This is a genomic window from Bacteroides sp. 3_1_13, assembly GCF_001185845.1.
In the GTDB taxonomy this organism is placed as follows: Bacteria; Bacteroidota; Bacteroidia; order Bacteroidales; family Bacteroidaceae; genus Bacteroides; species Bacteroides xylanisolvens.
In genome coordinates this window covers 165,278-188,833 of the sequence record NZ_KQ236955.1, presented here as the reverse complement: position 1 = coordinate 188,833, position 23,556 = coordinate 165,278, and the positions used below count along the sequence as shown (strand labels likewise).

General features: G+C 41.7%; 12 protein-coding genes. 3 read left to right on the top strand and 9 right to left on the bottom strand.

The window, feature by feature from the left end:
* Positions 1 to 111 precede the first annotated feature (111 nt).
* Entirely contained in the window at positions 112 to 4,134 is a 4,023-nt protein-coding gene (locus HMPREF9009_RS00665) for a hybrid sensor histidine kinase/response regulator transcription factor (RefSeq protein WP_049701185.1), read from the top strand.
* Positions 4,135 to 4,142: 8 nt separating this feature from the next.
* Here the strand turns inward: HMPREF9009_RS00665 and HMPREF9009_RS00660 are convergent, their stop codons facing one another.
* From HMPREF9009_RS00660 to HMPREF9009_RS00620, 9 genes are all read right to left on the bottom strand, one after another.
* Positions 4,143 to 5,633: a sulfatase family protein gene (locus tag HMPREF9009_RS00660; RefSeq protein WP_049701184.1), complete on the bottom strand. Its 1,491-nt coding sequence runs from the start codon at positions 5,631 to 5,633 to the stop codon at positions 4,143 to 4,145.
* A 57-nt stretch (positions 5,634 to 5,690) separates the two neighbouring features.
* Positions 5,691 to 6,638, bottom strand: coding sequence for a DUF1735 domain-containing protein (locus tag HMPREF9009_RS00655; RefSeq protein WP_083444178.1), 948 nt, complete (start codon positions 6,636 to 6,638; stop codon positions 5,691 to 5,693).
* Positions 6,639 to 6,652: 14 nt separating this feature from the next.
* Positions 6,653 to 8,437, bottom strand: coding sequence for a RagB/SusD family nutrient uptake outer membrane protein (locus HMPREF9009_RS00650; protein WP_049701183.1), 1,785 nt, complete (start codon positions 8,435 to 8,437; stop codon positions 6,653 to 6,655).
* Positions 8,438 to 8,476: 39 nt separating this feature from the next.
* Complete coding sequence (locus HMPREF9009_RS00645) at positions 8,477 to 11,305, bottom strand: SusC/RagA family TonB-linked outer membrane protein (protein ID WP_049701182.1); 2,829 nt, start codon at positions 11,303 to 11,305, stop codon at positions 8,477 to 8,479.
* Between the two features lie 25 nt (positions 11,306 to 11,330).
* Positions 11,331 to 13,160: a RagB/SusD family nutrient uptake outer membrane protein gene (locus HMPREF9009_RS00640; RefSeq protein ID WP_049701181.1), complete on the bottom strand. Its 1,830-nt coding sequence runs from the start codon at positions 13,158 to 13,160 to the stop codon at positions 11,331 to 11,333.
* Between the two features lie 22 nt (positions 13,161 to 13,182).
* Positions 13,183 to 16,344, bottom strand: coding sequence for a SusC/RagA family TonB-linked outer membrane protein (locus tag HMPREF9009_RS00635; protein WP_053095295.1), 3,162 nt, complete (start codon positions 16,342 to 16,344; stop codon positions 13,183 to 13,185).
* Positions 16,345 to 16,471: 127 nt separating this feature from the next.
* Positions 16,472 to 17,854 (bottom strand): sulfatase family protein, encoded by a 1,383-nt coding sequence (locus tag HMPREF9009_RS00630; protein ID WP_049701180.1) that lies wholly within the window; start codon positions 17,852 to 17,854, stop codon positions 16,472 to 16,474.
* Positions 17,855 to 17,983: 129 nt separating this feature from the next.
* The gene (locus HMPREF9009_RS00625; RefSeq protein WP_049701179.1) at positions 17,984 to 19,426 is read right to left on the bottom strand and encodes a sulfatase family protein; all 1,443 of its coding nucleotides are present in this window, start codon (positions 19,424 to 19,426) and stop codon (positions 17,984 to 17,986) included.
* 140 nt (positions 19,427 to 19,566) lie between these two features.
* Positions 19,567 to 21,633, bottom strand: a complete 2,067-nt coding sequence (locus HMPREF9009_RS00620; protein WP_049701178.1) for an arylsulfatase — start codon at positions 21,631 to 21,633, stop codon at positions 19,567 to 19,569.
* 217 nt (positions 21,634 to 21,850) lie between these two features.
* Here HMPREF9009_RS00620 and HMPREF9009_RS00615 point away from each other — a divergent pair, with 217 nt between their 5' ends.
* Positions 21,851 to 22,690 (top strand): CvfB family protein, encoded by an 840-nt coding sequence (locus HMPREF9009_RS00615; protein ID WP_004314988.1) that lies wholly within the window; start codon positions 21,851 to 21,853, stop codon positions 22,688 to 22,690.
* Positions 22,691 to 22,805: 115 nt separating this feature from the next.
* Positions 22,806 to 23,498, top strand: a complete 693-nt coding sequence (locus HMPREF9009_RS00610; protein ID WP_004314989.1) for a DUF4476 domain-containing protein — start codon at positions 22,806 to 22,808, stop codon at positions 23,496 to 23,498.
* The last annotated feature ends 58 nt before the right edge of the window (positions 23,499 to 23,556 follow it).

Here is a 23,556-nt window from a genome sequence, read left to right as displayed (position 1 = left end):
TTTGTAAAAAAAGGAGGAATAACACATATTTCCACTTCCTCTGAACATATTTACGGATGGCAAGATGAAAAAAACTCTATATTTGCATAAACTAAAAGCACGAAACGAGTTATGAAAAGCATAAATGTAAGAAGATTCTTACTGACAGGTTTATTCCTATATACAGCGATGAGCCTATGCGCAACTATCCATTATAATAATTTGCGGTTTAAACAATTTGAGACTTTAGACAAACTACCTCATAAAACGATTAACGCCATCACACAGGATAATTCGGGATTTCTTTGGCTGGGAACCCGGAACGGACTTTGCCGGTATGACGGATACAATATTGTCACGTATCAATATCATGAAAATGATTCGAACTCGCTTTGCCATAATTTTGTAAATACACTCTATAATGACAGCTTGCAGAATGTAATCTGGATTGCTACTGAAGAGGGAATCTGCAAGTATTCGTCTTCCACCGGACGTTTTGTACGTTATCGGATTGAGGGGAATACCAAGCCGAATGTGGTTTTCCTGAAAACTTTCGATAAACAGTTGCTGGCGGGATGCAGCAATGGAGTGTATGCCTATGATGAAAAGAAAGATGCTTTTGTGCCGTTTCTGCTTACTGGCACGGAGGCCAGCCTTGTGTCCGGATTGGCAGAAGACCATAATGGCTTTTTATGGATCAGTACCCCGAAAGGTGCCAAGTGTTATAATATGCATAAAAAAGTCTTTATGAAATTGCCCGAAAGTGTATCGCACATATCGAGCAAACTCTATATCGATAAATTCAACCGCCTGTGGTATAATATGAACCAGCAAGTGAATGTTTATGATATAAATAATCAACAGAATTACTCCATCAAGGAAAGTAAACAGTTTAAAATCTTTAAGTCTATTGCTCTTGATGGAATGGATAACATTTGGTTAGGAAGCGAGTATGGAATTTTTGTTTATGGAAAAGATTTGCGACTGATCCATCACTATCAGCAGACCGAAGGGGATTTGAGCAACTTGAACGATAACCCGATTTATAGTCTGTTTATGGACGCCAATCACAATATGTGGGTGGGTACTTATTTCGGTGGAGTGAACTGCTATATCGATGCAACAGACAATTTTCATGTATTCTCATACGGAAATTCCAGAAATCACCTGAGCGGAAAGGCAGTGAGACAGATAACCGGAGGTCCTGATGAGGATATATATACTGCAACCGAAGATGGAGGTTTGAACCGTATCGACAAGTCCGGACAGATAACCCGCTCGGAAGCATTGCATCAACGAATGGATATTGGAGCTACGAACGTACACTCTTTATTACTAAATCATGAGGGGGATTTATGGATTGGCCTTTACGAGAAAGGAGCCAGATGTTATAACTTCCGGACGCAGCATACAAAGGTTTTTCTTCCGATGGATTTATACAGGAGGCATTCCGGTTTCTGCATGATAGAAGATGCGGAGCATGACATCTGGTATGGAGGTCTGAATGGTTTTGTCATCTTCAGGAAAGAGGGGAAAGGGTACGAAGTGATGAAGTTTAAAAAGCCTTTCTTAAAGTTTATATTCTGCATGGTGAATGCTCCTGATGGGACCGTTTGGGCGGGAACACGAAGAGACGGAGTCTTTCGGCTTGACAAACGCAAACAGACGGTTGAGAGAATTGCGACTTTTCCCAATAAAGAATTATTTATCACCGATCTTTATGTTGATTCTCAAAATCAGATATGGGTGGGTACGGATGATAATGGAATGTTGCTCCTGAACAGTAAAGGGGAGTATATCACGTCATATACGGAAGAGCAGATTGGCTCCAACTCGATCAAAGGCATTGTAGAAGATAATGCAGGTAATATCTGGTTCGGCACAGTGAATGGCTTGTGTTGTATTCGTGCAAAGGGAGGAATCATGCGTTATACAACCGAGGATGGATTGCCTACCAACCAGTTCAACTATTCCTCCGCTTATAAGGATGCCCGTGGAGTATTGTATTTTGGAACCATCAACGGGCTGGTTTCGTTCCATCCCGAACGAATATACAAATATCCATCCCGTTTTAATATTGCCCTGACCGCCATTTCATTGAACGGTGAGTTGATAAATCCATCTACTTCCGACTCGCCTCTTGAGAAGACAATCTCCGAATGTACTTCGATTACCCTGACGCACAAGCAGGCAAGATCCGTACAGATAGAATATTCGGGAATGAACTATCGCTATAATAACAATACAATGTATGCCATGAAACTGGAGGGTGTCGACAAGAAATGGCAGAATATCGGTGAGCAACATCAGGTACGTTTCTCGAATTTACCTGCCGGTCATTACCGGTTGAGAATTAAGGCGGGCGAAGATGGTATTCACTGGTATGAGAAAGGAGAGAAAATAATCAATATACGTGTGCTTCCTCCTTTTTGGTTGTCGGGATGGGCTTATGGTTTCTATGCTGTTTGTTTGTTAATGTTGGGATATATCGGATATCGCTATACGAAGAACCGGTTGAGGCTGGTCATGAACCTGAAGACAGAACACAATCTTCGTGTGAATATGGAGAAACTGAACCAGCAGAAGATTAACTTCTTCACCTACATCTCGCATGATTTGAAAACACCGCTCACATTGATTCTCTCGCCTTTGCAACGTCTGCTGTCGCAAAAGGAAATAACGAACCATGACAAGAAGAATATCGAAATCATTTATCGTAATGCCAATCAGATGAAGTATCTGATAGACGAGTTGCTTTCTTTCAGTAAGATTGAGATGAATCAGGAGAAGATAAATGTCCGCAAGGGAAATATAATGCTCTTTTTGAAAGAACTCTCCAATATATTCGAGATAGTTGCCCGAGATAGGGAGATTGACTTCATTGTTAAATTGGATGATACGGATGAAGAAGTATGGTTTTCTCCTTCCAAACTGGAGCGGATTATGTACAACCTGTTATCAAATGCTTTTAAATACACTGCCCCCGGTGATTATGTGCAACTCACTGCTTCTTTGCAGGAAGAGGATCAACAGACCTTTGTACACATTTCAGTGAAAGACAGTGGACGGGGGATTCCCGACGAAGTGAAAGACCGGATTTTTGAACCTTATTATCAGGTTTCTCCCAAAGATCACAGAGAGGGTTTCGGATTAGGGCTTTCGCTCACCAAATCGCTTATCCAGCTGCATAGAGGACGGATAGAAATAGAAAGTAAAGTGGGAGAGGGATCGAACTTCATCGTTATTCTTAACGTATCGGAGCAGGCTTATGAAGCTGCTGAAAGACGGCAGGACGGCATTACGCTGGCCGAAATACAGAAGTATAATATGCGTCTCAAAGAAACGGTGGAAATACTTCCCGATAAACTAACGCAGGAAAAGCACCCCTCGCAGGAAGAACGGCAATCCATCCTTATTGTAGAGGATAACAATGAAATGAATAATTACCTGAAAGAGATTTTCATGGAGAACTATCAGGTGATTCAGACGTATAACGGTAAGGAGGCTTGCGAAGTGATGCAAAAAGTATATCCAAGTCTGATTATCAGTGACGTGATGATGCCGGTGATGGATGGTCTCGAACTGACCCGGCGCGTGAAGCAGGATATAAACACCAGTCATATACCTGTTATTCTTTTAACGGCAAAAACCGATGAGGGAGAGCAGACACAAGGGTATTTGTGTGGGGCGGATGCTTATATTCCCAAACCTTTCAATGCGAAGAATCTGGAACTTCTGGTCAGGAACATGCAACAGAACCGAATGTCGGGTATCGCGCATTTCAAACAGACAGAGGAACTGAATATCACACAGATCACCAACAATCCACGTGACGAGAGATTCATGAAAGATTTGGTGGAATTGATTATGGCTAATATTTCAAAGGAGGATTATGGAATCACTGAAATCACTTCTGCTTTATGTGTAAGCCGAAGTTTGTTGCATACGAAGTTGAAAATGCTGACAGGTTGTTCTGCTTCGCAGTTCATCAGAAGTATTCGGATGAGGGAAGCCAAGAAACATCTGTTGGATGGCATGAATGTGGCTGAGGCTGCTTGTGCTGTGGGAATGACCGATCCTAACTATTTCACGAAATGTTTCAAGAAAGAGTTTGATGTCACCCCCACAGAATTCACTAAAGAGCACTTGGCGTAAGGTTCGTGTTATTGCTTGCTTTTCTTTTTCTCATGCGGTCCGAATGAAAGTGGAACTACTTTTTTGCCGGACTTCTTTAGATTGCGCTGGTATTTCCTCATTAGTTCCATCCCTTTCAGGCGGGCGTTTTCGCCGTTGGCAAGCTCTTCCGGCATTTGGTTGATCCAGTTCAGATATATCCCGAACAGTTCTTTATACTTTTCGGGGTACTGATCTTTCAGCCCATGTTTTTCCTGGGGATCGGCTTCGATGTCATACAGGTCATAATCTTTTTCAAAGTGCGGGTCGGAAACCAGTTTCCATTTACCTTGCCGGATGGCGAATTCATTTTTGAATACCTGATTGTTGCTTTTCTTCTCCGTACTCCAATACAGTACATCGTGCGGCTCTGTCCGGTCTTTGCCCGACAGGTAAGGCAGCAGGTTGACACCATGCATATTAGTATGAGAGAGTCCGGCGAGTTCCATCACTGTAGGGGCGATGTCGATACTCATCACAGGTTTGTTGTAGATGGTTCCTTTGGCCAGTTTGGCTGGATAGCTGACGATGAATGGCACGCGGATGCCTCCCTCGTAGTATGACCCTTTCCGTCCTCTGAATTCCCATTTATCACTGTATTCCACGGCTCCGTTGTCACTTAGGTAGAAGATGATGGTATTGTCGCGCAATCCCAGCTGTTCCAATGTTTCTACCACTTTTCCCACTCCCTGGTCAAGTGCGAAAGTCATGGCACGACCAATATCATCCTTGCCGATTTCCTGCGGATTGATAGCCAGTTCTCCAATTAATTCTTCGGGTGCCTGCAAAGGAGAGTGTATGGCATTGTAAGGCAGATATAGGAAGAAAGGGTGGTCGGCATTTTTCTGAATAAAATCCACTGCGCGTTTGGTGTATTCGTAGGTGGAATATTCCATCTCCGTCACAGGTTCCATATTATCCAGTGTAAAAGCCAGTCCATTGTAGACTCCGTCCCATGAGCCTCCTACCAGCGGATCATAATAATCGTGCAGCCCGTTAATGAAACCGAAGAACGTCTGGAAACCACGATTGTTGGGGTGACTTCGGATATAATCTCCCAAGTGCCATTTGCCGATACATGCGGTGTCGTATCCGTTTTCCACCAAGTATTCACTTAATAGTTTTTGATCTTGGGGAATTCCACCTACGTGTGGAGTGGAAAGTCCATAGAAACCGAAACTCTGCTGATATTTTCCGGTCATCAGCCCGGCGCGTGTGGGGCTTGACAGATGTCCTGATGTATATCCCTGCATGCATTGCACACCGCTTGCCGCCAGTTTGTCGATATTGGGTGTTACAATCTTTTTGATGTGCGGATAGCAGTTCACTCCTCCGTATCCCTGGTCGTCAGCTAGGATGATAACGATATTGGGTTTATCGGGATGGGAGGGAGTGGTGTGCTGTGCGGACGCTTTCGCTATGGGCAGTATTGCCAGTAACGCTGTTGACAGTGTGCTCGTCTTTCTTACTGATATTTTCATCTTGTTCTATGATTGATTCTTATGATACTATGAGTCTCCGGTTTCATTAGTATATTGTTACCAAGTCTCAATACGCAGATCATCTATAGGATCACGACGTAATACGAGCTTCTCATCAACCTTATAATGCTTTCCGTCCATTTCATAGATATATTTCAGCGTAATTTCCGGGCAAGGCACGTCTCCATTACCGTTGAAAGTATATTCTTCACTTTTGTGGATGTAGTTTCCGGTTATTGCTTCAACGGGGCGGAACCCTTTTTCAGTACCGATTTGTACTTTATAGTTGCCACCGAAATTTCCATTGTTTTCAAATGTTAGTCGTAGATTGTCCTTTTTGTCAGTTGCTGGATCTCCAATCCCCGGACGAATGAGTTCACTCTTGCTTAGTGTTGTCAATACGCATGTGGGACTTTTGATGATGTCCTGTTTATCACCGTATGATTGTCGTGTAGATTCTATCGGGTTTCCGGCTTCGTCCAGTTCTACCACATTGCCTGTCAGATAATAGGTTCCGGAGAAAGAACTTGCATATTTGATAGCAACAACAGATGTTTCTCCTCCCTCGCGAATTTGATCCATAGAACTTTCTATCACTCTGAAGGGCAAGGCATAATGCACTTCATGGGTTCGTTCGTCAGCATAGAAAGCATCCGTGAATTTGATTTCTACATCTGCAACAGGTAGAGTGGATTTGCGTACCCGGAATGTTTCCGGGTCGCCCAGCGTGTAATAGTTACTCGGCAGAAGTGTGAACCCGGTGCCGTTGAGTAGTGATTCGTCAATGGTGAATTTAGCCCAGTCCGCCTTGTCCACTTCGCGTTTTCCTCCTAAAGAAACACCTACATAGATCGACATGTTACGGTCGGATATAACGGTTCGCAGAGGATTGCTGATGGCGAATCCGGCAGAAGTGGTTTCATAATCTTCTATGTAATCTTCATAACAGGAAGTGAGTCCGGTCAATAGGAATAACAATGCTATTTGAAGTTTTTTCATTTTCATAATCATTACGTTTATTAGTTATTATCCCATCCGATATTGTTTTTCAGATTGGGGTTCTTTAATAGTTCTGCGTGAGGAAGAGGGAGATAGTAGAAACGTACGTCGTTGAACTTACGCTCTTCTACTGTTTCTGTGGCATAGGACAGAGTACCGTTAGCGTCTCTTGTCACAATCACTCCTTTTACTGATTCGTCTAATGGCAGCAACCAGCGACGCATATCGAAATATCGTTGATTTTCGAAAGCCAGTTCGAGTCTGCGTTCATTCTGAACTAACTTGCGGAACTGTTCTTTGCTGGCACTCATTTCTTCCAGATAAGCATCGTTTTCAGGAAGTCCTCCGGATAGGTGACGAATCATTTTCAGTACGTCATAGGCTGAATACTGACAGTCCGGTCCTTTCACTTTCGGTCCCCAGGCTTCATTAGAGGCTTCTGCAAAGTTCAGGAATACTTCTGATTTACGGAGAAGCGGGTTGTAATGAATGGCAGATAGTTTCTGGATGGGAGCTAGCATATCTTTTTTTCTCGACATGAATTTGGCGAGGTAATAACCGGTGCGGCTCGCTTGGGGATGAAATTCTTTGGAATCTTTGCCTCCGGCAACAACATCTATGTTGGTATTATTATCACCAAATGAACGTCCTTGGTAGTAAACGTTTAGAACCAGACGCTTGTCACGTTTTTCATAGGGGAAATCCGGATCATATTCAGCACTCTCACCAATTGGATAACCATCAATAGCCGGGAAGGCATCCACTAGATTTTGTGAAGGAACCGTGTGGGCTGTTCCCCTATAAAAGGGAGGAAAATGATTTGCTTCCATCCCGTTAGTATTGAAGTAGCTGCGGAATACAAAATCGGTCGGTGTTGTAGTTGGAGCATCAGCGATATTGTTGGCTTTCAACGGAGTATATTTACCAAAATCTTGTAGTTGTAGTACTGCGTTGGAGATAAGAGCTGCCTGTTCCCATTGCTTTTGATAACCTTCCGGGTCGATAACTGAATAATCACTTCCATGATTTAAGGTAATTGTATCCGAAGATTGGAAAGCCGGGCTTGCACTATATAATGCTACTCTGGACTTTAAGACGGCTGCTGCCATTGACGTTGCACGGCCTATATTGCCTACACCTACGATAGCGTCGTCGCCCGTATAAGTGGCAGGTAATTTTTTCATAGCCAGGTCGCAATCTTGTAAGATCTGGCGTACACATTCCTGATAGGTGTTTCGTTTGAACTTTTCTAGTTGCTTCGCTTCTTCTATGGTGACAAAATGAGTGATAATGGGATAACCTAGAGCTTCCCCTTCATCAGTACGGCCGCCATAACGTTGCAACAGTGCAAATCCCCACCAGGCGCGAAGGAAGAGCGCTTCGCCTTCCAATCGTTTTTTGATGGCAGCATCCGTTTCCGGATTGGTACGGTCATAGCTTAAATCATCGCGTAAGCCCTTTTCCAGAAATTCATGGATATTTTGCATTTGCTTATAACATCCATCCCAGTTTCCGATGGGATTATCGGCTCCGGTAATCCCTCCGATGGCTGCTTTGTAGACACCTGAACCATAAGAGTTGGTTACGGCATTGTCTGTTGCTGCATCCAGGAAGTTATTGTCAAAACAGTTGGGAGTATTAGGAATAGCAGAGTAAGCTTGCATTAATACTCCTTGTGCCAAGTCTGAAAGTTTCCAGACTTTATTATCATCCCATTCATTGACTGTCTTTGTATCTAATACATCCTCGCAAGAAAGGAACAAGGACGACAGGGCGGATAATATTAGTATGCTACCTATTTTCATATATTGTTTTTGTTTTTATAAATTAACTACGTTCTTTTTTTAGAAAGTAACAGAAAGCCCTCCTGTGTAAGTTGCGAGTACCGGGTAATTGGTAATACCTGCATCCGGACGTTCCGGGTCCATGTCTTTGAAACCGGAAATGACAAATAAATTGGCTCCTCGTGCAAATAATTTCAGATTCTGGGCTATGTTTTTCTTCTTGAATTTGAAAGTATAGCTCAATTCAATGTTTTTCAAACGGAAAAAGGCACTGTTTCTTACCCAATAGCTGGAATTGCGGAAGCTGTTCTTTCCGTCAGTGGAGGTCAAACGGGGATAACTGCCTTGAGGATTCTGCGTTTCGTGATAGCGGTCGAGCACCCTATCTGAATACTTTCCTAAACCGGTGTTCCAATAGTAAGTGTTCGATAGGAGTTTGTCTACTCCGGTTTCGGCTACTCCCTGTATATAGAGCCCCCAATTTCTGTAGTGTAAATCTACATCTATTCCCCATGAAATTCGAGGAAAGTTATTACCGACTATCGTTTCGTCACGGCTATCGATAATCTCGTCTCCGTTTAGATCGGCATAGGCTATGTCCCCGTTCTGATAAGGACCGAAGCTTTGGGGTGCGTGACCATTCAAAGGAATATCTTTACCGAATAATCCTTCTGCCTGTAAACCGAAAATGTGATCGGTAGGTTGCCCGATTTTCTTACGGTAGTCTTCTATGTTGTCCAGTTCATCCGCTTTAATCAGTTTGTTTTTGGAAAAGGTCAGGTTTAAGCCGACTTCATACGAGAAATCCTTTATTGGGCTGTCAAACCAACTGATAGATGCTTCTACTCCTTGATTCTTTACTTCGGCCCTATTTTCTGCATATAGATAATCTCCTATCATATCTGTATAGTGGCTCGAATTTGTTCCTATAATATCCCAACGCCTTTCGTGAAAGTAATTAATTTCACCCCGTAAACGGTTCTGTAAAAGGCGGCCTTCAATACCTATATTCAGTTCCGCCGATTTTTCCCATTTTAAATTCGGATTTCCATAACGGATTAGGGAGGTGATATAGGAGTTGTTCTTATTCTGTTCACCCAAACCTACCGTCCCATTCTCTTTCCAGGTAGTTTGATATAGACTATAACCGGTATTTCCTGCATAACCTAGTACTCCAAAACTTGCTTTCAGTTTTAAAAAGTTAATTGTTTCGATGTTCTTCATAAACTGTTCATTGGAAAGCACCCAGCCGATGCCGACTGTGGGTGAGAAGAAGTACTTGTGGTCATCCATAAATTTGTTGGACCCCATATAAACCAACGCTGTTTCTGCCAAATACCGTTTGTCGTATCCATAATTCAGTCGAAGAGAGTAACTGGCGTCAATGATATCTTGATTTTGCCCTTGTCGTTCCGTTTTGTAATAACGATATGCGATGGTTGCTCCTAGATCATGAATACCGAATGCCCGATTATAGGATATATTGGTTCTCCAACCGGATGTCCGTTTCACGCTATTGTTAGAGATGGAATAGTCTTTCGGTAGATTCTGTTTCCGTTTTTGCGTGAATTGTATCTGTTCGTTGCCTGTTTCGTCTTTATACGGACGTATATCATAAGTGGCATATACTTTTGATAAGGATTGTCTGGTGACGTTATAATTATCGAAAGTGAGATATGCTTCTGCTGTCAATCCTTTTATATATTTATTAAAATCCAGATCTAATCCTAAATCAGCTTGGCTGGACATATATCGCTCTGATGAATTACCGCCATATACGACATCTGCATATAGATTATCAGAAAAACGGTCACTGGTTCCGAAATAAGGAACTCCGTCTTCTGCGGGAGGCATACCGATGTTTTCCGGAGCTATAGTGAACGGATATTCATTGGGACGATTGGTGGAAATAGCATTATAGATGCCTGTTCCGTCTTTGCTTCCCCAATCCTTAATTTCCAATCGTGCTCCTACACCGGCTTTGACACGCATATAATCGGTGATTCGAATTTCCAAATTACCTCGAAGGTTCAGACGATTCAAGTTTTGTCTTTCTCCAAGTTTCTCCAGGCCGTTTGCCCCGGTATATCCGGCTACCATCGCATATTTCATATTTCTGCTTCCTCCAATAAACTCGACGGTAGCTTTTCGGTAGAAACTTTGTTTGCGTGTAAATTCATTCATATAATCTACATTAGGGTATAATAAATCATTAACACCGGTGCTGTTCTTATATCCTTCCAATTGTCCGGGTTGGTAGATGGGAGCCAGACCGTCATTTGCCCGTGCTTCGTTGTATAGCGTGGCATAATTGTAAGAGTCGAGGTATTTCGGTGTGCGGGTTACGTGCATGATTCCTCCCTCTACGGTGGTACGTATCTTTCGTTTCCCGATCTTTCCTTTCTTGGTTGTTACTTTGATAATTCCGTTTGCAGCCGCCGGACCATATAAAACTTTGGCTACAGCATCTTTCAGGACTTCTATAGATTCGATTTCCTCTACCAAAAGGTCATCTAAAGATCGTTCTATTCCGTCAATGATGACAATAGCCTGACTGTTTCCATTGGTGTGTTGACCGCGTATAAACAAGTTGGATGTGTTGAAGCCTAAGCCTCCGTCTCCCCATCTTGCTATGAGTCCCGGTGCTTTTCCCTGTAGAGCGTTGACGACGTTCAAATCCGGAAAACTTCTTAATTCTTCAACAGGTATATAATTGGCAGCTCCCACGAATTCTTTTTGTGATGTTATTCCTCCATCTAACCGTTCGATGATAGCTGTATCGGTAGCAAGTACCTCTTCGTGCAAAGATTGAGCCGTCGCTACACCCGGATAGAGAATAAGGACTCCCGCTGCAAGTATAGTCCATTTATATAATATATGTTTTTTCATGTGATACAAATTTTAAATGAATAAATTACCATCCCGGATTTTGTTGGAGTGTGCCGTTACTACTTGCCACATCTGTTTTGGGGAATGGATACCAATAGTTGCGCATCGCAAAATTTCTGACTTCAGGAGTTACATCCACTATTGTATAGGTGAACTTCATTTTATTTATGGCCACTTTGGGATCGACGGGAGTCGCTTTGATTCCTTTAATCGGATACGTTTGGTTGAACAGCTCATGGGCGATCATCCAACGTCTGATGTCCCACCAACGATGATTCTCAAACATTAATTCGACAGCTCTCTCTTTGCGTAGTGCTTCTCTGAATAAGTCAGGATCAGTAACCCGGTCTTGTGTAAGAGCTGTGATGCCGGCACGTTTGCGAACAATATTTAATGCATCTTCAGCAGATAAGTCGCATTCTTCCACTTTTTGTGTCGCACTTCCTGTTGCTTCAAATGAGGCTTCGGCGAAATCCAGATAGACTTGCGCTACACGGATATATGGTGTGATGACACGATATTTATCCCATTGGGCTGTATAACGATTTGCTTCAGGCCATAGAAACTTCTTACATAAGTATCCTGTTTGTTGACGGTTGTTGATGTTTTTCAAAGTTTTCATGTCTTCAGAAGCTTTTCCTCCTTCAAATGTTGTGATGTACAGAGGTTTGCTACTGCTATTCTTTCCCCATTCTTCACCGGGTACTAAAATATTATTCTTTAATCTGGGATCGCGGTCTGTCCATGGCTTTTGATTGTCATAGGCTGCTCTTGAATCTTCGATCGGATAATAATTTCCATCCTTTCCTTTTTTCTCGAATAAGTCTACCATGTTTTGTGTAGGGGCGTTATATGTGGAGGCTGCCACTTGTGTTCCTCCTGCCAGATCTGCGTAGAGCCATAATGATTTCACAGTGGTGAGTCCTCCTGCCATAGGAGCGCGGTTATACCAAACGTGTTCGGGCTGGTGACTTGGTGGAAAGGTAAAATAAAATATATCCTTATATTCACTTTGATCCATCAGACGATATTGATCCGGGTGCGTATTGATATAGGTTATTACCTTCATGGCTGATTGGGCCGCCAATTTAGCTCTTTCTTTATCGTATTCTTTTATTTCAGTAGAATTTAAATCATTCTGCATGAGCGGACTGGCATCATATAGTTGTGCCATTGATTTGAAAGCCATGGCAGCTATTCTGGAAGGACGTCCGGTATTGCTGTCGTCCCATGTTTCCGGTAGCATGGATATGGCAGCTTCAATATCTTCCATCATCCATTGGTGAGATTCATGGTAAGTGACGCGAGGAATCTTTTCCTCTCCATTCTCGAGGAATGGATGGTCGAAGATAGGCATACCTCCATAACGTTTGAGTAACTGAAAATAGAACCATGCTCTATAAAAGTGTGCCTGTCCCAAAATTTCATTTGTTTGTTCTTCAGTCATTCCCGGAACTTTTGTGTAGTTTGCGAGTACCAGATTGGCAATTCGAATGGCTTTATATGCCGAATGAATACTAGTTGGACCTTTTACTCCAAGTTCGAATGTTTCGTCTTGTTTAGCTCTTAGCCAGTTTCCGGAGTTTAGCGTTAATACTGTTGATTTATTGAATATCATTACCATTTCGTCCGAAAAGCATCCGACGTGCGGACAACCGTCAGAGTTATTGTCATCTCCGAATATTTGTTCTAATTCTGTAAAACAAATATCCAGAAATCCTCTGATCGTCTCATAACTTTTATATACGTCTTTGTCAGACAATCCCATATCCGGCGATTTATCCAGAAAATCTTCACAAGAACTTCCGATTGTCAGCAATACGATTGATATAAGGAATATTTTGAATCGTTTCATGGTTAATTAGTTTTATTGAATATTAGAATGTGATGCGTGTTCCTACGGTATAAGTGCGTACGATCGGATAAGTATCCGCACCTCCTGTTTCAGGATCTACGCGATTATCTACGTTAGAAAATGTAAGTAAGTTATTCCCCTTGATATAGAACTGGCATGCTGTTATACTTAATGGCTTCAATAGTTTCTTGGGGAATTTGTAACTTAATTCCAGATGTTTCAATCTGACATATGAGTGATTAGCATAAGAGTAAGTACTTTGTACCGAATTATGTCCTCTGTCCAGATGAAGTGCGGGGCGCATAACTTTATTGGTATTTGCTTTTTCCGGAGTCCAATGGTTTAATACATCCGGTTGTGCTTTGATGTTACTTTCGGGAAAGTCCCATAAATATTGGTCGAATTGCAATTTATAAACACCTAGAGGAGCGTAAATCATAGCATTCAAGCCCCAGCCTTTGTATTCCAGTCCTAAATTAAGTGACATGGTAGTCTGTGGATAATTCATTTGTGAAACAGCGGCTTTGTCGTTTATATTGAGTATTCCGTCACCATTGTAATCAATATAAACTAGATCTCCCGGAATTACTTTTTGAGGAGAAGCTTGTCCTATTGCCGTTTGTGCATGATTAAACACATCATCGATTGTTTCATAATTGCCGACTGCCAGAAAGCGGGCTTGCCAGTCGATGGGTTTGCCGGCTTCCTTCAGATGACTTTCCAAGTCTGAAGGGTCATCTCTAAACACAATGCGGTTTTCATTCATCGATAAGCTGTAATTCATGGAATAACGCCAATTTTTACCAATTTTATTATGCCATCCTAAATCCAGTTCGAATCCATGATTTTTTGTTTCTCCCATATTCAAAGAAGGCAGACCGATACCATACCATGCCAGTGTGGTGCGGGGAGCCATTAAAATTCCGGTACGACGCTCATTAAACAAGTCTATACTCATGGATAGCTTATTCCATAGACTAAGTTCTAGTCCTAAGTTTTGCTTGGTGGCAACTTCCCATGTGGATAATGGGTCTGCCATCGTACCTTCTTTGAAAGTTGGACCGAAACCAACATTTTGTGAATCTCCGAACTGGACGTTATTAGCTTGATTATAGATCTGAATGTAATTGAAACGAGGAGCGCCTGCGTCGCTACCTACCTGGCCATAAGAATATCTGACTTTCATATTGGTAAGCACACTTCCGAATTTTTTCTTGATGAACGGTTCTTCTGAAATTCTCCATCCTAAAGAGAAAGAAGGGAAGAAGCCAAAACGATGACCGGGAGCAAACTTTTCAGATCCGGTATAGGCCATATTTACTTCGCCCAGATAGCGTTCTTTCCAGTTGTAAGTGACGCGACCCACCCAGTCTTCCGTATAGGAGGGAAACTGCATTACATTCTCTTTTCCTTTGTTTTCTATGATCTGCCTGTTCATTAAGGCTAGTGCCGATATCTTATGTGCCCCGAACTGGCGATTGTATTCTAATGCAAATTCGTAATATAAACGCCTTCCTACATCATTCAATGCATCGTAATTCGAATTAACAGGATATCTTTCATCATCTTGATATTCACTTGGAAACCGTTTGTTTTGTTTTAGTGGATAGGAGATGCTTCCGTCTTCGTTATAAATAGGATTCGCATAATCATATTCACGATAATATCTTATAGAGGAGTTCTTTTCTGCAAATGCACCGTTTATTCCTTGGACTAACCCTACTATGATTTTTGATTCTGTACTCATAAATTGATTATAAGATACACGTGCTTTGGCTGATAATCCTTTCGTGACGAAAGATAAATCTTGTTTCAATATAAAATCGTACCATCCTTGAAATTTTTTAAGCATATTCTGCCCTTTGGTGTTCATATTGGCTATAAGATTATAGCCTGATTCTGAAATATCTCCCCAATATCCGTCACTGTATTTAATAGGAAATGTATTATTGGGGGCCTGAAATGTTTTTGCGAAGTTGGTTCCTCCGCTCGGTTTGTTCCGGTATCCCATATTACCTGCTACATTAGCAGAGAAAGTGGTGGTGTTTGTCAGCTTAAAGTCGAAATTCGCGCGCCAGTTATAACGGCGGTAGTAATAACGTGGATCAAAATCAGCTTGTTTGTCTATATTATAGTTACCTCCATCATATTGATAACCTAATGAGATAAAATAATCCATTTTTTCCATTCCTCCTTGGACGTTGACATTATAGTTTTGAGAAAAACCGAAATCTTTAGTTATCTCATCAAACCAATCCACTTCTGGAAAAGCATCATTGTATGGGCCATAATTGCCTGTGGCGTATGCTTGTTCCCATGCCTGGATGGTCGAGGTTGGAATTTGTTTGTCCCAATTGTTATCATTGGCCAGTGCTTCGTTATATGTTTTCATGGAGGTGATGTAATCTGCCCAATCCAATTTGGTTGTCATCTGCTTGAATCCAAGGTTTGCTGTGAAGGTTATCTTAGCCTTTTGTTTGGAACCGCGTTTGGTGGTCAGTAAGATAACTCCGTTAGCTCCTCTGACACCATATACAGCGGTTGCAGACGCATCTTTTAAAACGGAAATGGATTCGATTTCATTGAAGTCTACATCATTCATGTTACGTTCGATTCCATCTACCAATACGAGAGGAGAGGTTCCGTTCCAGGATGCTTTACCACGGATGAAGATGCTGGCGGAATTTTCTCCGGGCATTCCGCTGGAATTGATTGCTACTACACCGTTTAGTTTTCCTTGCAAAGCTTCTGATACACTGTTGAGGCTTCCTCCTTGCAATAAGTCGTCTCCTTTAGTTGTTGAGATAGATGCTACTGTGGATGCTTTTTTCTGGATACCATAACCCACAACAATAATTTCGTCTAACTCTTCACTGTCACTCGACAAGACTATTGTACCTGCTTTTTTAGCTTCTTTGGCATCAATAATCAGTTTCCTGTACCCTACATAGGATATAACTAATTTGTGATGAGGAAGAACTTTTAACTGGAAGAATCCGTCAAGATCAGTTATTACACCTTGGGAAGTCCCTCTGACACTTACAGTAGCCCCAATTAAAGGACGGTTGTCACTACTGTCTACAACTTTGGCTCGTACTGTTATAGCTTGCTGTGCATATCCTGACTGACATAATAAGAATATGATTACCAGCCATAGACATCGTTTAAACTTAATGTTGTTCATGATATTAAGGATATAGTTAACAAATTAATCAAAGGATTTCTAACGGATGAATACATTTTGCATCCATCCGTACTAATTATTTATTAATCATAAATTTTGCTGTGTGATTATTTAGATACAGCTTTAGTTAAGCGGCAGAGGGATTTTGGGCTCTCTTTTTATTAGGTGTACGTGGTACATCTTTGTCTATCCCTGTATCTTTTTGTTGTTTCATCCAGCTTTCTAATTCTCGAATGAGTTCCGCTTTCTTCTGTTTGTACTCTATTTTATCTGCAAGATTATCAAGTTCAAATGGATCTTTCGTTATGTCATACAATTCATACTCGGGGCGATGTTGATAACGCTTCAATATTCTCCGGGCCTGTTCTGTGTCTTGAGTTTTCCAGGAGACATGCCATTCATTCTTTTCAATATGCTTCTCTATGTATGTTGCTTCTGGAGTTAAGTTCCAGATTAAACGATATTTCCCATCTGAAATGGAGCGGATAGGATAAGCTGGACCTTCCGGGATATTATTGTGAACATGATAAGCATATTTATGATGTTTTTCTGTTTTGCCTTGTAATATATTTACGAGGCTTTTTCCATCTATAACATCAGGTACATTGCCACCTGCGATTTCAATGAAGGTGGGAAGAATATCCTCATATTGCACGATTGCAGAAGTTTCCGTCCCCGGTCGGATAACCCCTTTCCAAGAAGCAAGCATCGCTGACTTTACACCTGCACTCCAGTTGGTCCATTTGGCTCCCGCGAACTGTGGGCCTTGTTCGGATATGAAAAAGATAAGGGTATTTTTAAGCAAATCTTTGTCCTTCAAAATCTTCATGGCATCTCCTACTTGTTGATCCAGCAGTCCTATTTCTGCTAAATATCTAGCGTAATATTCGCGTGTTGCTTCGGTATCCACAAAATGTGGAGGTAGTTGAAGCTTTTTCCGGTCAAAAACGGAGGCGTCGCCACCTGTCCAAGGGACATGAGGGTTAATAGAAGCTAGAACCAGACAGAAAGGCTGCAAGGTTTCACGTCCCATAAATTCTTTGATTCCATCTGTAGTATAGTCTGTTTTGGGACTCGTACACCCTTTTGGAAATCCTGAAACTTCTTCAAATGGGAAATTAGCTAAAGGATTGATATGCCATTTTCCTGCTAATCCAACTCGATAACCTAGTTCTCCCAAATAGCTTGGAAGAGACTTCACGTCGTCGTTTACACGGCTATGGTTTGCGTAACCACCATGATGCATCGGATACATTCCTGTATAAAGGCAATGACGGGTTGGCGTACTCATAGATACAGAATTATATGCACAGTTGAATTTAATTCCCTGACGGGCTAATGCATCTATGTTGGGTGTTTTATTGTTTACAGCCCCAAAACATCCAATATCATAGTACGCACAGTCATCAGCTACTATTAATAAAATATTGGGTTTGGAAGGTGTTTGGGCAAAGCTATTGCCTATTGACAAGCCGCTTAATAAACACAGGCTAATTAATGATTTTTCCATATAGTATTATTTTATTGGGTTGTTTATATGTGAATAAGATAATGTATAGGCTCATACATACCATTGCGAATGGTGAAAGCAATGGCATGTTGCCCGATAATAATCATTGTCTTATGCTATATCCTGATATTAATGCTTTTTGTTTCTTTTTTTCTTGCCTTTGGTTGATTGATTGTTTTTCTTCTCTTTGGTTGTAGTATCCTTTTGTAGATTGCTAGCCAAATGGTTCAATGCATCCATTTCCGTCTCTTGCCCTTCATCTCCACAATATTTCATCCAGCCTTTCAGCTGTTTATCCAGTTCGTTGATTTTTGTTTTATAGTTGGGATCATCTGCCAGGTTCTTCATACAATAGGGATCTTTCTCCACATCATATAATTCGATAGCCGGACGATATTGATATTTGTGTGTCATTTCCCAGGCATGTTTATCGGTCTCTCCTTTCGCTTCCCATTGTTTGAATAAAGGAGAAAAGACTTCTGTATTCTGGAATTTGGCTTCCGGAGTAAGATTCACGATGTAGCGGTATCGTCCGTCTGATACGGAGCGGATGCCATAATATGGAGAACCTTTGTAAATACCTCTGGTTGTCTGCAGCGAGAAAGTATATTGTTTGTGTGTCTTTTCTTTGCCAGTCAATACGTTTTTGAAACTTTTTCCATCTACCGGAGCAATCGGTTTTCCTCCTGCGATATCAATGAAAGTGGGAACTATATCCACATATTCTACCAATGCGTCACTTTCTGAATGAGGTTTTATCACGCCGGGCCAGCGAACGATGCAAGCAGAATGTACACCTGCATCATAACAGGTCCATTTGGCAAATGGCAGGCTGTTTCCCTGTTCACTTAAATATACTACTACTGATTTGTCAGTCTCTTTTTGCTGGTCAAGGATAGATAACAAGGTGCCGAACTCATTATCCATATAGTTAATCTCAGCCAGGTAGTGCGTCAACATTCTGCGTGTTTCAGGTATATCTACATACATTGGTGCAACAGTTAGTTTATCTGCATCAAATTGGGAAGCATCCCCTTTATTCCAGGGAGTATGGGGTTGACGGGAAGCTACTAGTAAGCAGTATGGTTCATGTTTATCTTTGCACTCGGAGATGAATTTGCGGATAGCGTCGAAATCAATATCCCCTCCTTGCAGTGTCGGTGCGTAAAGATCGAATGGAAATACCGAGTCGGGAGCCACATGTGATTTTCCTACTAAAGCTACTTTGTAACCTTGAGGATGAAGTTGTTGAACTACACTCAAAGTTCCTTCATTGGCGCGGGTATGGTTGGGGAATGCTCCACTTCTTACAGGCCATACGCCTGTATATAAGTTATGACGAGTGGGAGAAGACATTGGAACAGCCTGGTATGTTTTCGTGAGGCGTATTCCTTGTGTTGCAAAGCGGTCGATGTTGGGTGTTTTGGAATCCGGGCTTCCATAACATCCAAGATCATAAAACGAACAGTCGTCGGCTATAAATAATACCAAGTTCGGTTTCTCAGTTTGTTGTGCATACATGCTGGCTGTGCATCCAGCCGCCAGTGCAAGGCTTACTAAATAGTTTTTCATATTTTATTGATTTATATGTCTGGTCATTTTATTTTCCAAAGATAGGTTCTGGTGTAAATGACAAGTAGAAAAAATCTATCTAAAAATAGGAATTATGTGTTTTTACCTGTCCACAGACCCTATATAGCCGTATTCTACTTTTATTTTATGTCTAGTTCAACATCATCTATCCAGATTACTCCATTTGATTTTCCTACATAAAATACCAGCTGATAATTTCCATTCTCCTTGATTGGAATATCTTTGAATTCGAAAGTACGGACATCAGTAGTAAGAGAAAGGGGGGCATCAATGAGCTTTGTAGCCAGGTTCTGCTCTCTCTCCAATCGGAATATAATTGGGGTCTTTTTTTCTGCTTGTACTTTGAATCTAATGGAGACCTTTTCTCCGGCTTTGGCATTGAACATCCATTTCAGAAATCCATTTGCCGGTTTGTCTCCACTTTTTTTGATATCGATACGGGCTGTTTTGTCTCCACTGATTGTATGGGCGCTGTCTATAGAAAAATAGATTTCTGCTGTGTTGGTAGCACCATACTTCCAGTCGCCAAAGTTATCATCGAATTGTCCGTTTATACACCGACGTTTGTAATCACGTCGACGTTCTCCATAAGAACGTGTATCCAGCGGGAGTGCCTCTACTTTGTCGGCCCATTCTTTCCAGGCTGTGTATAATTCATTCTTTTTTTGAGGATAGGTGGTCGCAAGATCATTTAGCTCTGTCGGGTCCGCGTTCATGTCATATAAGTGAATGGCGTTTTCGTCAAATGATTGCCCTTCGATCACTTTGGTGACTATCTTCCATTTTCCCTCTCTTACAGCAATATTGGCTTCATGCTCCCAGAATGTTTTTCCGCGTTTTGTGTTTTTTCCGATGAAATTAGGTCGGAGACTGACTCCTTGCATCGGAACAATGGTATGTCCTTTATATGTGGTAGGATAGGATGCTTTACCGAAATCTACGCATGTGGCCATGATATCTATGATATGTCCGTATTCATTAACGAATGAGTTATCGAGCTTTGGGGAGATTCCTTTTGGATAATGAACAATTAGAGGGGTCGCGATTCCACCCTCATTGGTATGGTGTTTATATTCTTTGTAAGGCGTGCTGCTTACATTCGCCCAATTTCTGCGGTAACTTTCGAAAGTATCTTCCTTACCGTCTACTGCCTTTCGTTTTCCGCTACTGATAAATTCAGCACAGGCTCCATTATCACTTAGGAACATAATAATTGTATTGTCCAGTTGCCCCTTTTTACGCAGTTCTTCTACAACACGTCCCACTCCTTGATCCATTGCATCAATTTGGGCTGCATAAATAGCCATGCGCATGGCAAATTCTTTTTGTTCTTCCTTTGAAAGGCTATCCCAAGCCGGAACAGCTTCATCGCGTGGAGACATTTGCACGTCTGGAGAAAAGAGTCCCATTTTTTTCTGGCGTTGGAAACGGGTCTCACGTAGTTGATCCCATCCTGCTTTGTAGATATCCACATATTTGTCTATGTCTTTTTGTAGAGCTTGAAGTGGCCAGTGTGGTGCAGTATATGCCAAATAAAGAAACAAAGGGTTTTCTTCGAATGAATGCTGTTTGATGAATACTGCGGCACTGTCACTGATTGCATGCGTAAAATAGAATGTGCCGTCTTTAGGGGAATGAAACTGTTGATTGTTCCGGTTATACTTCATATTGAAATAGTTGGCTGCTCCTCCTACGATACCATAAAATTCATCAAATCCCCGTTGGTTGGGCCAATGTTCCTGGACGCCTCCGGAATTTTTTCTTTCGCTACTGACGTGCCATTTACCGCTCATATACGTACTGTAACCTGCACTTTTTAAAACTTCAGCAATGGTTACACATTCGTTGTTGAGGCATCCCTGGTAGGAAGGACGTTGCATGTCGGCAGTAGTCATCCAGCCCATTCCTGCTTGGTGTGCGTAAAGACCAGTTAATAGACTGGCACGTGTCGGGCAACTTCTTGCTCCGTTATAAAACTGTCGATAACGTAATCCCTCGCTCGCTAATTTATCTAAATTCGGCGTTTGTATTTCTCCACCATAACAACCGATGTCTGAGTATCCCATGTCATCCGCCAAAATAAGGATGATGTTCGGACGATTGTCTGTTGCTTGAGCTTGGCAACAATTGGTCAGAATCCAGGGTAATGCAGGCAAAACTGCCAGATAGATGTTTTTTCTGTTCATTTCTATTTTGTATTAGGTTGAGTATTTAAAGTTACCTTGGGATATAGAGAACGGTGGCTAAATTACGTCTCTTTCATGTTTTTCCATTAGAAAAAATGTTCATAGTTTCTGTATTTATGTGTTCCGTCTTATATTTTTTCCCAATGACATGCAGTATTTCAAGTAAATCACTACTTTTGTAATAAACCTTGAAAGTATTAATATAATAGATAAGAATATGAGCATCGAATTAGGAAAGTTCAACCAGCTTGAAGTCGTGAAGGAAGTCGATTTCGGCGTATATCTCGATGGTGGAGAAGAAGGTGAGATTTTGTTGCCTACCCGCTATGTGCCCGAGGATTGTAAGATAGGAGATTTTTTGAATGTGTTTCTTTACCTGGATATGGATGAGAGGCTGATTGCTACGACACTAACCCCGTTAGTGCAGGTCGGACAGTTTGCTTGTCTGGAAGTCTCCTGGGTAAATCAATACGGAGCTTTCCTGAACTGGGGATTGATGAAAGACCTGTTTGTGCCGTTCCGTGAGCAGAAGATGAAAATGCAGGTTGGACGGAAATACGTGGTTCATGCACATGTGGATGAAGAGAGTTACCGTATTGTGGCTTCAGCAAAAGTGGAACGTTATCTGTCGAAAGAAAAGCCGGAATATGCTCCGGGAGCAGAGGTGAATATTCTTATCTGGCAGAAGACGGACTTAGGTTTTAAGGCAATTATAGATGATATGTATAGCGGTTTGTTGTATGAAAATGAAATATTCTGTCCGTTGGAGACAGGGATGGAAATGAAAGCTTTTGTGAAACAGGTGCGTGAAGATGGTAAAGTAGATTTGATTCTTCAGAAACCCGGTTTTGAAAAGATTGACGATTTTTCGAAAACGCTGCTAGACTATATCAAAGAGCACGGGGGACGAATTAACTTGAATGATAAAAGTCCTGCGGAAGATATCTACGACACGTTTGGTGTCAGCAAGAAAACCTTTAAGAAAGGAGTGGGCGACTTGTATAAGAAACGTCTGATAACCTTGCACGAGGATGGCATTGTTTTGGCGGATTCCTAAACAGAATAGGGATTTCCCTACATACGAATAGAGAGAATCATTGGGGTGGGGAGTTTCCTCACCCTATTTTTGTGGTATCAGATTAAAGATATAAATAATAAAAACTAGATAAGTTATGCGTAAGATTATAATAAGTTTCTGCATCCTGTTCGCTGCCCTTTCCTTACAAGCGCAGTCTGTTAACGGAATCCGTATCGATGGCGGGAATACTCCGATACTTGTTTACTTGGGAGGAAACCAAATCAGTTTGCCTACTACTACCTGCTTTATAGCCAATTTGAATCCCGGACATTATACTGTTGAAGTATATGCCACCCGCTTTACCCGTCCGGGAGAGCGAGTATGGAAAGGAGAAAAATTGTATAAAGACTATGTTTATTTCGATGGTAGGGGAGTGAAAGAGATATGGGTAGACGGACGTGATAACATGCATCCGGAAAGACCCGACCGCCCCGGACAGGGGGGACATCGTCCGGGACAAGGAGAACACCGCCCGGGATATGGTTACAACAGGGTCATGAACGATCAGCTCTTTCAAACGTTTTATAATGAGATGAAGAAGGAGCCTTTTAAAGATGATCGTATAAAGTTGCTTAATGCTGCATTGGCCGGTTCTGATTTTACATCTGCCCAATGTCTCCAACTGACCAAACTTTATACATTTGACGATGACCGGATGGAAATTATGAAGATAATGTATCCCCGCATTGTAGATAAAGAAGCTTTCTTTACAGTGATTAATACCCTGACATTTACTTCCAGCAAGGACAAGATGAATGATTTTGTGATAGGGTATGGTCGGCGTTGATACTATTAACTGTACGGTTATAGAGATATGTTACGCATGTTTATTGAGGAATATTATC